The following is a 14,270-nucleotide window of genomic DNA, read 5'->3' as shown; positions in this document are numbered from 1 at the left end:
CTAACTTCTTGGCGCGCCCGCCCGTCATTCCCTCTGATTTTCTCCACCTCGTCTGCGTCAACTCAGCCTCTCGACCTCGCCGCCGCCCCGTCTGGCGTCCCGTTGTGCGCCTCAGCGCCGCCGGTGAAGGGGCTTTTACGGTTACTCCCCCAAACCCGCAAGCGGTTTTTTCAGAAAAACCGCATTCTCTCGGAAACTTTCCGGAAAGCCGCGCGTTTACAGGCACTTGGCGGCACAATTTTTCACCTGTCAGGCCCCCTTTCCGCGACACCCCGGCCCGGCCGAACCGGCAAAACCCCCGAAATCCGCCGAATAACCCGACTCGCAGACCCCAGTTTACCCCGAAATTACCCGAAATTCCGCCTGGCCCGTCACCCCGGGACGGGTTTCGAAGGTCGCGCCCTGCGACTCGTCAGCCCCCTGAAGGCCCACGGCGGCACTGGTGACGTACAGGGTCTGCAAATCCGCCCCGCCGAACGCCGGACAGGTGGCCTGGCTGCCCGGCACGGCAATCGACCGGTCAAACCGTCCGTCGGGATGATAGCGCGCCACCCGGCCCGCCCCCCATTGCGCGTTCCAGAGCCCGCCCTCGCTGTCGACAACCGATCCGTCGGGATTGAGCCCCTCGTCACCAAGATCGGCAAAGACCTCCGGCGTGCCCTCGGGCCAGCCCTCGGCGTCCAGCGCCTGCACCATGATGCGGTGGGTCCGGGTATCGCTGTAATAGGCGCTCCGGCCATCCGGCGCGAAACAGATCGAATTCGACACGGTGATCTCGGGGTAGAGCACCTCGAGCGCGCCCCGATAGTAGCGATAGATCGCCCCGGCACCCGGCTCGGCGTCGATCCCCATGGTGCCGATCCAGAAACCGCCGGCGGGATCGGCGCGGCCGTCGTTCGAGCGGGTGAAGGCATTGTCGGCCTCGAGCGGCACCATCACCTCGTGATCGCCACTGGCGATGTCGAACTGCAGCAGAGCGCTTTGCGAGGCGATCATCAGGGTGTCGCGGTCGATCCAGCCGGCGGCCGAGACATATTCGTCGAACTCCCAGGCCAGCGGCGTGTCGCCATCGCGGCTCAGCAGTGACTTGCCGAGGATGTCGAACCAGAAGAGCTGGTTGCGCTCCGGGTGCCAGAGCGGCCCCTCGCCCAGCTGGCAGCGGCGGGTGTCATGGATGGTGATGGTCATTGCGGGCTCCCTCCCGTGAGACTGGTCGACCGGGGCAGCGCCCGGCCCAAGAAAAAGGGGCGCCCGTCGAGCGCCCCAAGGATATCATGTCGCGGCCACGGCTTCCTGGCGCTGGCGGCCAAGCCCCTCGACCGTCACCTCCATGACGTCACCGGGCTTGAGGAAGCGCTGCGGGTTCATCCCCATGCCGACGCCGGCCGGGGTGCCGGTGGCGATGATGTCGCCGGGCTGCAGCTTCATGAACTGGCTCATGTAGGAGACGATCTCGCGCACCGAGAAGATCATGTCGGAGGTGTTCGACGATTGCACTGTCTCGCCGTTGAGCATCAGGCTGACATCCAGCGCCTGCGGGTCCGGCACCTCGTCGGCGGTCACCAGCCAGGGGCCGATCGGGGCAAAGCTCGGCGCCGACTTGCCCTTGATCCACTGGCCCAGCCGCTCGATCTGATAGGCGCGTTCCGAAACGTCGTTGACGGTGCAGTAGCCCGCCACGCAGTCCAGCGCCTCGTCCTCGCCGACGTAATGCGCCGCGCGGCCGATCACGACACCCAGTTCGACCTCCCAGTCGGTCTTTTCAGAGCCGCGCGGGATGATCACCGGATCGAAAGGCCCGGAAAGCGCCGAGGTCGCCTTGGAAAACAGCACCGGTTCGCTCGGCGCATCGAGGCCGGATTCCTTGGCGTGCAGCGCATAGTTCAGGCCGACGCAAAAGAAGTTCGGCACCGTCGACAGGCAGGCGCCGATCCGGCCGGGTTCCTCGACCAGCGGCAGCGTGGCCGGGTCGATGTCGCGCAGATCGGTCAGGCCGGCCAGCGCGGCGCCAGAGAGGTCCGGCAGATGGGCGCTCAGGTCGCGGACCTTGCCGTCGGCGTCGAGCATCCCGGTCTTTTCCGCGCCCTCGGCGCCGTATCGCAAGAGTTTCATCTCACATCATCCTTGTTGTCGGTCTTTGAAAGTGGCACGCCCGGTCATTCCGGGCGCCTTTGCCCGGCGGCCGAAGCCACCGCGGTCGATTGAAAGAAGTCGCGCACGTTGACCCGCAGCTGCGCCAGATGCGCGGCGAGGTGCGCCTCGGCGGTCGCCGCATCGCGGGCGCCGAGGGCTTCGGCGATGGCGGCATGCTGCACAAGGATGCCACTCTTCGCCTTGGGGTTCAGGGTCGAGAGATAGCGCGCCCGCCAGAGCCGCGCGAGATAGGCGCCATGGGTCTCGGCCAGCATGGCGTTATGGGCGGCGGCGGCGATCGTTTTGTGAAACCCCATGTCATGTTCGAACCGCGCCACCGGGTCGAGCCCGCCGTACTGCGCCGCCACCTCGCGCTCGATCTCGCGGATGGCGGCGATCTCGGCGTCGCTGGCCCGCTCGCAGGCCAGCCGCACCGAGAGCAGCTCGAGCGCGGTCAGCACGTCGATGGCATCGGTCACGTCCTCGAGCGTCGGCTGCGCCACCACCGGGCTGCGCGACGGCCGCAGCGCCACCAGCCCCTCCTTGGCCAGGATGCGGATCGCCTCGCGCATCGGCGTGCGGCTCACGCCCATGTCCTGGGCGCTGTCACGTTCCTTGATCGCCGCCCCCGGCGCCAGCACCCCCAGAAGGATGTCGCGCCGCAACCGGTCCGCGATCTGTTCCGCCCGGCTTTCCGCCGCCATCATCCGTCTCCCGGGCCGCGCGCCGGATCGGGCATCCCTCCCCATCCTGTCACGATCCTGATCTTCTTCTGTTCAAAAATACCCTCGGGGGAGTCGCCCCACCGGGGCGGCGGGGGCAGAGCCCCCAAACCTTCAGCCACGCCCGATATAGGGCATGGCGCTGGCCATCACCGTCATGAACTGCACATTGGCCTCCAGCGGCAATGTCGCCATGTGCAGCACCGAAGACGCCACATGCGCCACGTCCATCACCGGCTCCACCGCAATCTCGCCATCGGCCTGGGGCACGCCGCGGGTCATCTTCTCGGCCATCTCGGTCAGCGCGTTGCCGATGTCGATCTGGCCGCAGGCGATGTCGAAGGCCCGCCCGTCAAGCGAGATCGACCGGGTCAGCCCGGTGATCGCGTGCTTCGAGGCGGTATAGGGCGCCGAGCCCCTGCGCGGCACCTGCGCCGAGACCGAACCATTGTTGATAATCCGACCGCCCTGCGGATCCTGCGCCCGCATCCGGGCAAAGGCGGCCCGGGCGCAGAGGAAGCTGCCGGTGAGGTTGACGTCGATGCAGCGCCGCCAGTCGGCGACCGAGACCTCGTCGATCACCGCGCCGGGCACCGAAACGCCGGCATTGTTGAACAGCACGTCGATCCGGCCCCAGGCCTCCAGCGCCGCATCAAAGGCTGCATCCACCGAGGCCGCGTCGGTCACGTCGCAGGGCATCGGCAGCAGCCCGTCATAGCGCGCCGCCAGCGCCTCCAGCGGCTCGGGCCGGCGGCCCAGCACCGCCACCTGCCAGCCGGCCTCGGCAAAGGTTTCGGCGCAGGCGCGGCCGATGCCGCCACCGCCGCCGGTGATGATGATCGATGGCATGACGCCCTCCGGTCAGTGGTTGTCGCGTGGCATGTCGTGGCGGATCTTCTGGTAGGCCGTCGCCAGTTCGAGACAGCCGCCCTGCGCCAGTTGTCCCACGTGCTGGCGGTAGATCTCCTGCCAGGGCGTCTGGCTGCGGATCTCCGGCGCCTGCCAAGCCTCGCGCCGCGCCTGCCACTCGGCGTCGTCCACCAGCGCATCCATCCGCGAGGCACTGAGGTCGAGCCGCACCCGGTCGCCGGTCTCGAGCAGCGCCAGACCGCCGCCGACCACCGACTCGGGCGAGGCATTGAGGATCGAGGGGCTTTCCGAGGTGCCGGACTGCCGGCCATCGCCCACCGTCGGCAGGTGATTTACTCCCTGCCGGATCAGCGCATCCGGCGGCTGCATGTTCACCACCTCGGCCGAGCCGGGATAGCCGACGCAGCCGACATTGCGAATGAACAGGATCGTGCGCTCGTCGATCTCGAGCGAGGCGTCGTTGATCCGGTCGTGGTAATCCTCGGGCCCTTCAAAGACGACGGCGCGCGCCTCGAAGACCCCCTCCTGCCCCGGCTCCGACAGGAACCGCTGGCGGAACTCCTCAGAGATCACGCTGGTCTTCATCAGCGCCGAGTCGAACAGGTTGCCCGAGAGCACCTTGAACCCGGCGTTCTGGCGCAGCGGGTCGTCATAGGGCCGGATCACCGCGGTATCGACACTCTCGACGCCCGCCAGATTGGCGCCCACGGTGTTGCCGGTGGCGGTCATCGCGCCCTCGTGCAGCCGCCCGGCCTTCATCAGCTCGCCCATCACCGCCGGCACCCCGCCGGCGCGGAAGAAGCTCTCGCCCAGGTATTCGCCCGCCGGCTGCATGTTGAGCAGCAGCGGCACGTCGAAGCCGACGCTCTCCCAGTCGGTCACATCGAGATCGACCCCGGCATGGCGCGCGATGGCCTGCAGGTGCGGCGGCGCATTGGTGCTGCCGCCGATCGCGCCATTGACGATGATCGCGTTCTCGAAGGCCTCCCGGGTCAGGATGTCCGAGGGTTTCAGGTCGTCGATCGTCATCTGCACGATCCGCTTGCCGGTCTCATAGGCCATCGCCATGCGCTCGCGGAACGGCGCTGGGATGGCGGAGCTGCCGGTCAGGGTCATGCCCAGGGCCTCGGCCATGGCGTTCATCGTGCTGGCGGTGCCCATGGTGTTGCAATGGCCCAGCGACGGCGCCGAAGAGCAGACCCGGCTCATGAATTCCTCGTAATCGATCTTGCCCTCGGCCAGCAGACGCCGGCTCTCCCAGACAATGGTGCCCGATCCGGCGCGCTTGCCTTTCCACCAGCCATCCAGCATCGGACCGCCATTGAGCGCGATCGCCGGCAGGTCGACCGTCGCCGCCCCCATCAGCATCGCCGGGGTGGTCTTGTCGCAGCCGGTGGTCAGCACCACGCCGTCGATCGGATAGCCGTGCAGCACCTCGACCAGCCCCAGATACGACAGGTTGCGGTCGAGCGCGGCGGTGGGCCGCTTGCCGGTCTCCTGGATCGGATGCACCGGGAATTCCATCGGGATGCCGCCGGCGGCGCGGATGCCGGCCTTGATCCGGTCCATCAGGAAGACGTGGATCTTGTTGCAGGGCGCCAGATCGCTGCCGGTCTGGGCGATGCCGATCACCGGCTTGCCGCCCTGAAGCTCCTCGCGGGTGTATTCCTGGTTCTGGTAGCGCTCGATATAAAGCGCGGTCATCCCCGGGTTGTCGGGATTGTCGAACCATTGCTGCGACCTGAATCGCGTCTTGCCACTGCTGTCACTCATCACCTGTCTCCCGCCTCTGTCCCGTCTCAGGTTCGCCACGGCCACGGCGCTGGCGGGTCACATCCCCGCCGCGCCGTCCGTGCCATGGCCTGTCTGCGCGAAATGGTATACCAAATCAGCCGAGACACAAGCCGACTCGCGGCGGCGGCATCCCCCGCCGGGACACAGGAGACTGCCTATGGCACATGAGGCCGCAATCCAGGCGCTGCGCGCGCTGCTTGGCGACAGGCTCGCCACTGCCCAAAGCCACCGCGACCTGCACGCCCGCAACGAGACCTGGTTCGCCCAGGCCCTGCCGGATGCGGTGGCCTACCCCGAGACCACCGAAGAGGTCTCGCGCATCCTGGCGATCTGCCATGAGGCGCGCTGCCCGGTGACGCCCTTTGCCGCAGGTTCGTCGCTCGAAGGTCAGCACCTTGCGATCCACGGCGGGATCAGTCTCGACATGACCCGGATGACCCGGGTGCTTGCGGTGAACGCTGAGGATCTCAACTGCACCGTGCAGCCCGGCCTGACCCGCGAGGCGCTCAACACCGAACTGCGCGCCACGGGGCTGTTCTTTCCGATCGATCCCGGCGCCAATGCCTCGATCGGCGGCATGGCGGCGACGCGCGCCAGCGGCACCATGGCGGTGCGCTACGGCACCATGCGCGACGTTGTGCTGGCGCTCGAGGCGGTGATGGCCGACGGCACGGTGATCCGCACCGGCAGTCAGGCGCGCAAATCCTCCACCGGGTATGACCTGACGCATCTTCTGCTGGGCTCGGAGGGCACGCTGGGGGTGATTACCGAGGTCACCTTGAAGCTCTTTGGCCAGCCCGAGGCGATCAGCGCCGCCACCTGCCGGTTCGAGAGCGTCGAGGATGCGGTCAACTGCGTGATCCTGACCATCCAGTCCGGCCTGCCGATGGCGCGGATCGAGCTGGTCGACGAAATGATGGTGCGCGGCTTCAACCTCTCGAGCGATGCCGGCCTGCCGGAAAAGCCGCATCTGTTCCTCGAGTTCCACGGCACCGCCGCCGGCGTCGCCGACCAGTCGCGGGCCTTTGCCGAGATCGCCGAGGATTTCGGCGCCACCGGTCTGGCGCTGGCCGAGAGGCCCGAGGATCGCAGCAAGCTCTGGGCGCTGCGCCACGGCGCGCATTACGCCACCGGCGCGCTGGCGCCCGGCAAGCGCACCATGTCCACCGATGTCTGCGTGCCGATCTCGAAACTGGCCGAGGCGGTGACCGCGGCGCAGGCGCGCTCGCGCGCCCTTGGCCTGACCTGCAGCATCGTCGGCCACGTGGGCGACGGCAACTTTCACTGCGGCCTGCGGATCGATCCCGATGACGCCGGCGAGTTGGAGACCGCCAAGGGCTTCGTCAACGCGCTGAATGACCTGGCGCTGTCGCTCGGCGGCACGGTCTCTGGCGAGCATGGCATCGGCATCGGCAAACAGGCCTACATGGCGCGCGAGCACGGCGCGGCGCTGGGCTACATGCGGGCGATCAAGCAGGCCTATGATCCGCGCGGCATCCTCAACCCCGGCAAGCTGTTGCCGCCCGAGGACGCCTGAGCCGCGCTGACCCCCGGCGCTGGGTGCTGTACCTTTCGGCCATCACCGCGTATTGACATACCAGTAGCCGGGGCCAGTCTCAGGCCCGGCCCAGACAGCATGAGGACGATCCAGTGACCACCCCTGCCCCCGCGCCCCTCGCAGCACAGACCGCCCGCTTCTCCGGCGTGACGGGAGGGCCCTGCTGATGGCCGATTTCCTCGCGCTCGGAGAATGCATGGTCGAGATCGGCCCGCTCGAGAACGGCAAGTGCCGCCGGGGCTTTGCCGGCGACACCTTCAACACCGCCTGGTATGCCCGCCGCCTGCTGCCAGAGAGCTGGACTGTCGGCTATGGTTCGTGCATCGGCACCGATGCGATCTCCGACGAGATGGCGGCCTATATGGAAAGCCACGGCGTCGACACCAGCGCCATGCGCCGGCTCGAGGACCGCACCGTCGGGCTCTACATGATCTCGCTGCAGGACGGCGAGCGCAGCTTTTCCTACTGGCGCGGCCAATCGGCGGCCAAGGCGATGGCCGAGGACCCGGCCTGGCTGGAACAGATCACCCGCGGCCGCGACATCGTACATTTCTCCGGCATCACCCTGGCGATCCTGCCGCCCGAGCAGCGCCAGACCTTCTGCGAGGTGCTGACCCGCGCCCGCGAGGCCGGCACCCAGATCGCCTTCGACACCAACCTGCGGCCCAAGCTCTGGGGCAGCGAGGAGGCGATGCGCGAAGGGCTGACGCTGGGCGCCTCGGTGGCCGATGTGGTGCTGCCCTCGTTCGACGAGGAAACCGCGCTGTTCGGCGACGCGACGCCCGAGGACACCGTCAAACGCTACCGCGACGGCGGGGCCAAGCTGATCGCGGTCAAGGATGGCGGTGGCCCGCTGACGCTCTGGACCGCGCAGAGCGGCCTCATCACCCTGCAACCGCAAAAGGTCACGCCGGTGGACACCACCGCGGCCGGTGACAGTTTTGCCGCCGGCCTGCTGGCCTCGCTCGCCACCGGCCATGACCTCGAAGCCGCCGCCACCCGCGCCATGGCGCTGGCCGCCGAGGTGATCCAGGCCCCCGGTGCGCTGGTGCCCGAGATCTTCGACAAGGGCGCCTTCGCCTGAGGGCGTGCCGGCGGCGTGCTGCGCCGCCGGCGGTCTCAGTTCACCGGCGTCAACAGCGCCGCGCCGGCCAGATGAGCGGCGATATTGTCGCGCTGCAGCCGGGCCATAGCGGCACGGGTGTCATGGGTGGCCGATCCCTGGTGCGGCTGGATCACCACGTTGGGCAGCGCCAGAAAACGCGGATCGATCTGCGGCTCGTTGACGAACACGTCGAGCGCCGCGCCCGCCAGTTCACCGGCCTCGAGCGCGTCGAGCATCGCCGTCTCGTCCACCGTCGAGCCGCGCGAAATATTGACGATCACGCCGCGCGGACCCAACGCTGAAATCACCTCTTTCGAGACATAGCCCTCGGTCTCCGGGCCGCCGACCAGCGCGATGAAGAGGAAATCCACCGCCGAAGCCAGCGCCACCGGATCGGCGTGATAGGCCCAGCCCGGCGTCTGCTTTTGCGAACGCGAGTGATAATGCACCTCGCATTTGAACGCCGCCAGCCGCTCGGCGATCTCACGCCCGATCCGGCCCAGGCCGACAACGCCGACCTTGCTGCCGCTGAGCTTGCGCGACAGGCCGAACGCGCCCTCGCCGGCCCAGTTCCCCGAGCGGACCCAGTCAGCGGCCTGCTGCATCTCGCGGCCCTGCATCAGCCAGAGCGCGATTGCCAGGTCGGCCACGTCGTCGTTGAGCACATCCGGCGTGTTGGTCACGGTGATGCCTTGCGCACTGGCCGCGGCCACATCGATCGAATCGTAGCCCACGCCGTAATTCGCCAGCAGCTTCAGGCCGGGCAGCTGCGCCATCTCGGCCGCGCCAAAGCCCTGGTGGCCCTTGAAGGCCACAGCGGTGACCGCGTCGCGCACCGCCTGATCGAGCCCGCCGAGCCCGTCCACCTCGGCCAGGACGCGGCATCCGAAGGCCTCGGTCAGGGCTGCGGCTTCCGTGTCGTTGAATGTTCCGATGGCCAGAACCTGTGTCATGTGAATGTCTCCTGTGGAAATTGTCAGCCGTCAATCCGGCCCTGGTACAGCCTGATGCGAATGCCGCCGTGATCGACCACCGGCCCGGCCTCGAGCTTGATCCCGGTGGCCCGTGCCAACCCGGCCTCGCTGGTGACGATGCCGACGCGCCAGCCGGCGAAGCGCTCTTTCAACACCGTGCCGAAGCTGCCGTAGAGGCCGTAGAGCAGCTTCTTGTTGCCGATCCGGCCGCCATAGGGCGGGTTGGCGATCACCAGGCCCTTTGGCCCCTCCGGCGGGGTGAGATCGCTGATCGCGTGGTGGCGGAAGCGGGTGCAGCCGGCCACGCCGGCACGTTCGGCGTTGGCGACGGCATTGGCGATGGCGCCTTCGTTGCGGTCCGAACCATGGAAGGTGAGCGCGGTCTCGCAGGGGCGCACGTCGGCGCGCATCGCCTGCCAAGCGGCGGCGTCGAAACTGGCGAGCCGCTCGAAGGCGAAGGCCCGGCCGCGGCCCGGGGCGCGGCCAGTGGCCATTTCCGCCGCCTCGATCACGAAGGTGCCGGAACCGCACATCGGGTCGATCACCGGCATCGCGCCGTCAAAGCCCGCGCCGCGCAGGAAAAGCGCGGCCAGGGTCTCTCGCATCGGCGCCTTGCCGGTGCCGGTCTTGAAGCCGCGCTTGTGCAGCAAATCGCCCGAGGTATCGACGCTGAAGGTGCAGAGGTCGTCCTCGATCCGCAGCCTGAGCACCAGATCGGCCTCTGGGCTGAGCGGGATGCCCGCGGCCTCGAGCGCGCCCTCGACCCGCTGGGTCGCGGCCTTGGCGTGGTAGATGCGCGACTTGCGGCAGGTGGCCTCGACCTTGACCGGCACGTCCGGGCGCAGCACCGCGCGCCAGTCGAGCTTGCGGGCGCGCTTGTCGAGCTGCGCCAGATGCATGGCGCGAAATTCCCCGATCCGCGCCAGCACCCGGCTGGCACCGCGCAGGCAGAGGTTGGCGCGCCAGACCTCGGGCCAGCCGCCGCGCAGGGTGACGCCGCCGGGGGTGCAGGCGGGGGCATTGAACCCGGCGGCGCGGGCCTCGTCGCGCAGCAGCGGCTCGAGGCCGGGGGGACAGGCGAGGAAGATCTCGAAATCAGAGGGCATGGCGTCTCCGCCCGGGCGGGTGCGCGGGGTGTCTGTGGAGGATTTCGGGGGCGCTGCCCCCGGACCCCCGGAGTTTGTCTGGCAAGATGAAGCAGGGGCGCGCGCTACTCCGGATGCGTCGGCACCTTGTGAGAGGGGGCGACATAGGGGCGGGTGACGTCCTTGAGCGTGGCCTCGAGCGCCTCGACCTCGAGCCGGATCGCGCCGTCGCCGGCCAGCGTCAGCAGCACCTCGCCGGTGCCGTCATTGCCGGGGGTAAAGCTGACCGCGAGCAGCGACAGGATCAGGTCGGTGTCGGTGCGGTCGATGCCCTGACTTGCGACCTTGAGCACGTTGTCGATCACCAGAAGCGCCTGCACCCGCTCGGGCGCACGGCCGTGGCGCTCGGCGGCGGGCCGGTCCTCCCAGCGGAAGCGGTTGAGCAGCAGCGCAAAGCGCCGCGCCCGCGCCTGCCAGCGCATTTCGGTGATCGGGAACACGGCATCCTGCGCCAGCGCCGAGAGGACCTGCAGGTCCTCCGGATCCAGCGCCGCGAGGTAGAGCGGTGCGTCCCGGCCGTCCTCGAATGTGGCGTCGCGACTCATTCTTCCTTCACCCGTTCGATTTGCGCGCCGACACCGCGCAGCTTGGCGACCACGTTCTCGTAGCCGCGGTCGAGATGGTAGACCCGGCTGACCCGGGTCTCGCCCTCGGCCGCGAGACCGGCGAGGATCAGCGACACCGAGGCGCGCAGATCGGTGGCCATCACCGGCGCCCCCTTGAGCCGCTCGACCCCGCGCACCCGCGCCTGACCGCCGTGGACCTCGATATCGGCCCCCATGCGGGTCAGTTCGGGGGCATGCATGAACCTGTTCTCGAAGATGGTTTCGTCAAGCGTCGCCTCGCCTTCGGCGGTGCACATCAGCGCCATCATCTGCGCCTGCAGGTCGGTCGGGAAGCCGGGGAAGACCTCGGTCTTCACATCCACCGCCTGCACCCGGCCATTGCGGCGGGCAACCTTGAGGCCGGTGTCGGTTTCCTCGACCGAGACGCCGGCGGCGTCGAGCTTTTCGGCGAAGGACTGGACCAGCTCGAGCTTGCCACCGAGGCATTCGACCTCGCCACCGGCGATTGCCGGGGCAATCATGTAGGTGCCGAGCTCGATCCGGTCGGTGACCACCGGGTGGGTGGCGCCATGCAGCCGGTCGACGCCCTCGATGGTGATGGTCGAGCTGCCCTCGCCCTCGATCTGCGCGCCCATCTTGCGCAGGCAGCGCACCAGATCGACGATTTCGGGCTCGCGGGCGGCGTTCTTCAGCACCGTGGTGCCCTTGGCCAAAGTCGCCGCCATCACCGTGTTCTCGGTCGCGCCGACGGAGGCAAAGCGCAGCTCGTGCACCGCGCCTTTCAGCCCGCCGGGCGCCTTGGCGTGCAGGTAGCCGTCCTTCAGCTCGATCTCGGCGCCCAGCGCCTCGAGCGCGGTGATGTGCAGGTCCATCGGCCGGGCGCCGATGGCGCAGCCGCCGGGCAGCGAAACCACCGCCTGGCCGAGCCGCGCCAGCATCGGACCAAGCACCAGGTTCGAGGCACGCATCTTGCGCACGATCTCGTAATCGGCGGTGTGGCTGGTGAGGTCATGGCTCGACAGCGAGATCACCTTGCCGTCCTGCAGGCTCGAAGCCTCGGACCCCAGTGACTGCAGCAGCGTCGTCATCGTCTTGATGTCAGACAGCCGCGGCGCGTTGGTCAGGGTGAGCGGTTCTTCGCTCAGAAGCGTCGCCGGCATCAGGGTGAGGCAGGCATTCTTGGCGCCGGCAATGGGGATTTGCCCCTGCAACGGGCCATTGCCCGTGACGATAATCGAATCCATGCCTGTTCAGTCCTCTTGTTCGTTCTTGTCCTTGGGTGCCGCGTCGGGCTCTGCCCTGGCGCGGGCCTGCGCCTTTCGGCGTCCCAGGTTCGCTTTCAATGCCGCCTTGAGCCTTGCTTCGCGGCTTTCGTCGCGGGGCTTCTTGCCGGGTGTCGGGGTGTCGCTATCACGGGTCATGCGCCTGTGGTATCGCAACTGCAAAAAAGGGTCCAGATTGCCCTTGCACTGCTGCGCGATTGCGTCTAATCACCCGCCACACCACGCCGAAGCGATCCGCTGAGGCACCCCGGCGCTGCTGTAGCTCAGAGGTAGAGCACTCCCTTGGTAAGGGAGAGGTCGAGAGTTCAATTCTCTCCAGCAGCACCATTTTCCCAGTGTTTCACGATATCTTGCCTGCCTGCGCCTTTGGCGTGGCGGTCGGCTGGGCACGCCTGATCCATCCGCAGACCCATCCAACGAAAAAGGCGCATGGTTGCCCACGCGCCTTGATCCGCAAACCCTGTCTCGCGGCGTCAGGTCCCCTCGAGTCGCAACTTCGGCGACAGGGCGGCGGGGTCGAGCTTGAGGTGCAGGATCGCCGGCAGGCCGCTCTCCTGTGCCGCCTTGAATGCCGGGCCAAACGCTTCGGTCGCCGAAACCGTGGCGCCAAACCCGCCATAAGCGCGCGCGAGGGCGGCGAAATCGGGGTTGGTCAGCCGCGTACCGGAGGGCCGGCCGGGGTAGTGGCGCTGCTGGTGCATGCGGATCGTGCCGTACATGCCGTTATCAGAGACGAGGACGATCAAGTTGGCCCCCTGCTCGCAGGCCACCGAAAACTCCTGCGACACCATCTGGAAACAACCGTCACCCGCCAGGCAGATCACCTCGCGGTCGGGATGCTGCAGTTTGGCCGCGATCGCCGCCGGCAGGCCATAGCCCATCGACCCGGAGGTCGGCGCAAGCTGGGTGCGCCAGCCGCGGTAGCGGTAGTAGCGGTGCAGCCAGGCCGAGTAGTTGCCGGCGCCGTTGGTCAGGATCGCGTCGTCCGCCAGCACCTCGTTGAGATGCGCGATCACCTGCTCCATCTTGAGCGCTCCGGGGGTTTCCTGCGGCTGCTGCCAGGCCTCGTAGTCGGCCCGCGCAGTGGCGAGCCAGTCGCCGCCCTCGCGGGCGCGCGCGGCCTGGGCCAGTTGTTTCACCACCGGGCCGGGCTGGCCGACAAGCGCCATGTCGGGGCGGTAGACGCGGCCGATCTCGGAGGGATCGGCATGGATGTGGATCAGCGCCTGCGCCGCGACCGGCGGCGTCAGCAGGGTGTAGCCCGAGGTCGTCATCTCCCCCAGACGCGGGCCGAGGGCGAGGATCACATCGGCGTCGCGCACCCTTTGAGCCAGTGCCGGGTTGATGCCGATGCCGACGTCGCCCGCGTAGTTCGGATGGCGGTTGTCGAGGAAATCCTGACAGCGGAAGGAGGCACCCACCGGCAGCCCCATGGTCTGCGCGAACTCGCCCAGCGCGGCGGCGGCCTCGGCCGACCAGCTGGCACCGCCGACGATGACCAGCGGCCGCTCCGCCCCGGCCAGCCGGTCGATCACCGCCGCGATATCGGCATCGGCCACGGCCCCCGAGGGCAGCGTGGCGGCGGGCACCGGGGTGCCCTGGGCCGGGCCGGAGAGCATGTCCTCGGGCAGCGCCAGAACCACGGGGCCGGGCCGGCCGGATTGCGCCACGTGGAAGGCATGGCTGATGTATTCGGGGATGCGGTCAGCGCGGTCGATCTCGGCCACCCATTTGGCGAGCGGTCCGAACATGGCGCGATAATCGACCTCCTGAAAAGCCTCGCGGTCGCGCTGGTCGCTGGCCACCTGACCCACGAAGAGCACCATCGGCGTGCTGTCCTGAAAGGCGACATGCACGCCGGCGCTGGCGTTGGTGGCGCCGGGGCCGCGGGTGACGAAGGCGACGCCGGGCTTGCCGGTCAGCTTGCCGGTGGCCTCGGCCATCATTGCCGCACCGCCCTCGTGACGCGAGACCACCACCTCGATGTCAGCATCATGCAGCCCGTCGAGCGCGGCGAGAAAGCTCTCGCCCGGGATGCAGAACACCCGCTCCACGCCCTGCGCCGCAAGGCAATCGACCAGAAGCGCCCCGCCGTGGGCCGCTGTCGGTGTATCTTTCAT

The 14,270-nt window shown here is 68.3% G+C and carries 13 protein-coding genes and 1 tRNA gene; 3 read left to right on the top strand and 11 right to left on the bottom strand.

What is annotated here, in order from left to right:
• Positions 1–336 precede the first annotated feature (336 nt).
• The 5 genes from VOI27_RS13025 to VOI27_RS13005 all read right to left on the bottom strand — a co-directional run bounded on the left by VOI27_RS13025 (position 337) and on the right by VOI27_RS13005 (position 5,498).
• Complete coding sequence (locus tag VOI27_RS13025) at positions 337–1,188, bottom strand: SMP-30/gluconolactonase/LRE family protein (protein WP_323765786.1); 852 nt, start codon at positions 1,186–1,188, stop codon at positions 337–339.
• Positions 1,189–1,272: 84 nt separating this feature from the next.
• Positions 1,273–2,112, bottom strand: coding sequence for a fumarylacetoacetate hydrolase family protein (locus VOI27_RS13020; RefSeq protein ID WP_323765785.1), 840 nt, complete (start codon positions 2,110–2,112; stop codon positions 1,273–1,275).
• 44 nt (positions 2,113–2,156) lie between these two features.
• Positions 2,157–2,837: a GntR family transcriptional regulator gene (locus VOI27_RS13015; protein WP_323765784.1), complete on the bottom strand. Its 681-nt coding sequence runs from the start codon at positions 2,835–2,837 to the stop codon at positions 2,157–2,159.
• A gap of 132 nt (positions 2,838–2,969) precedes the next feature.
• Positions 2,970–3,704: an SDR family oxidoreductase gene (locus VOI27_RS13010; RefSeq protein WP_323765783.1), complete on the bottom strand. Its 735-nt coding sequence runs from the start codon at positions 3,702–3,704 to the stop codon at positions 2,970–2,972.
• Positions 3,705–3,716: 12 nt separating this feature from the next.
• Entirely contained in the window at positions 3,717–5,498 is a 1,782-nt protein-coding gene (locus VOI27_RS13005) for an IlvD/Edd family dehydratase (protein WP_323765782.1), read from the bottom strand.
• A gap of 178 nt (positions 5,499–5,676) precedes the next feature.
• Here VOI27_RS13005 and VOI27_RS13000 point away from each other — a divergent pair, with 178 nt between their 5' ends.
• Together VOI27_RS13000 and VOI27_RS12995 are read left to right on the top strand one after the other, a co-directional pair.
• On the top strand, positions 5,677–7,056 hold the full coding sequence (locus VOI27_RS13000; protein ID WP_323765781.1) for an FAD-binding oxidoreductase: 1,380 nt from the start codon (positions 5,677–5,679) through the stop codon (positions 7,054–7,056).
• A gap of 187 nt (positions 7,057–7,243) precedes the next feature.
• Complete coding sequence (locus VOI27_RS12995; protein ID WP_323765780.1) at positions 7,244–8,161, top strand: sugar kinase; 918 nt, start codon at positions 7,244–7,246, stop codon at positions 8,159–8,161.
• Between the two features lie 35 nt (positions 8,162–8,196).
• Here the strand turns inward: VOI27_RS12995 and VOI27_RS12990 are convergent, their stop codons facing one another.
• The 5 genes from VOI27_RS12990 to VOI27_RS12970 all read right to left on the bottom strand — a co-directional run bounded on the left by VOI27_RS12990 (position 8,197) and on the right by VOI27_RS12970 (position 12,288).
• Positions 8,197–9,135, bottom strand: a complete 939-nt coding sequence (locus VOI27_RS12990; protein ID WP_323765779.1) for a 2-hydroxyacid dehydrogenase — start codon at positions 9,133–9,135, stop codon at positions 8,197–8,199.
• Between the two features lie 23 nt (positions 9,136–9,158).
• Positions 9,159–10,262: a class I SAM-dependent RNA methyltransferase gene (locus tag VOI27_RS12985; RefSeq protein WP_323765778.1), complete on the bottom strand. Its 1,104-nt coding sequence runs from the start codon at positions 10,260–10,262 to the stop codon at positions 9,159–9,161.
• Between the two features lie 104 nt (positions 10,263–10,366).
• The gene (locus tag VOI27_RS12980; RefSeq protein ID WP_323765777.1) at positions 10,367–10,846 is read right to left on the bottom strand and encodes a DUF2948 family protein; all 480 of its coding nucleotides are present in this window, start codon (positions 10,844–10,846) and stop codon (positions 10,367–10,369) included.
• Entirely contained in the window at positions 10,843–12,111 is a 1,269-nt protein-coding gene (gene murA, locus VOI27_RS12975) for a UDP-N-acetylglucosamine 1-carboxyvinyltransferase (protein WP_323765776.1), read from the bottom strand. Before murA ends, VOI27_RS12980 begins: the two co-directional genes overlap by 4 nt.
• A gap of 6 nt (positions 12,112–12,117) precedes the next feature.
• Positions 12,118–12,288, bottom strand: coding sequence for a hypothetical protein (locus VOI27_RS12970; protein WP_323765775.1), 171 nt, complete (start codon positions 12,286–12,288; stop codon positions 12,118–12,120).
• A gap of 114 nt (positions 12,289–12,402) precedes the next feature.
• Here VOI27_RS12970 and VOI27_RS12965 point away from each other — a divergent pair.
• Positions 12,403–12,477: transfer RNA gene (locus tag VOI27_RS12965), tRNA-Thr, on the top strand.
• Between the two features lie 146 nt (positions 12,478–12,623).
• Here the strand turns inward: VOI27_RS12965 and VOI27_RS12960 are convergent.
• A complete protein-coding gene (locus VOI27_RS12960; RefSeq protein ID WP_323765774.1) occupies positions 12,624–14,270 on the bottom strand; it encodes a thiamine pyrophosphate-binding protein in 1,647 nt (548 codons plus the stop codon).

It is taken from the genome of Marinovum sp., from assembly GCF_034669705.1.
GTDB lineage: Bacteria > Pseudomonadota > Alphaproteobacteria > Rhodobacterales > Rhodobacteraceae > Marinovum.
The sequence above is the reverse complement of the archived record's forward strand: the minus strand, read 5'-3'. Positions and strand labels throughout refer to the sequence as shown.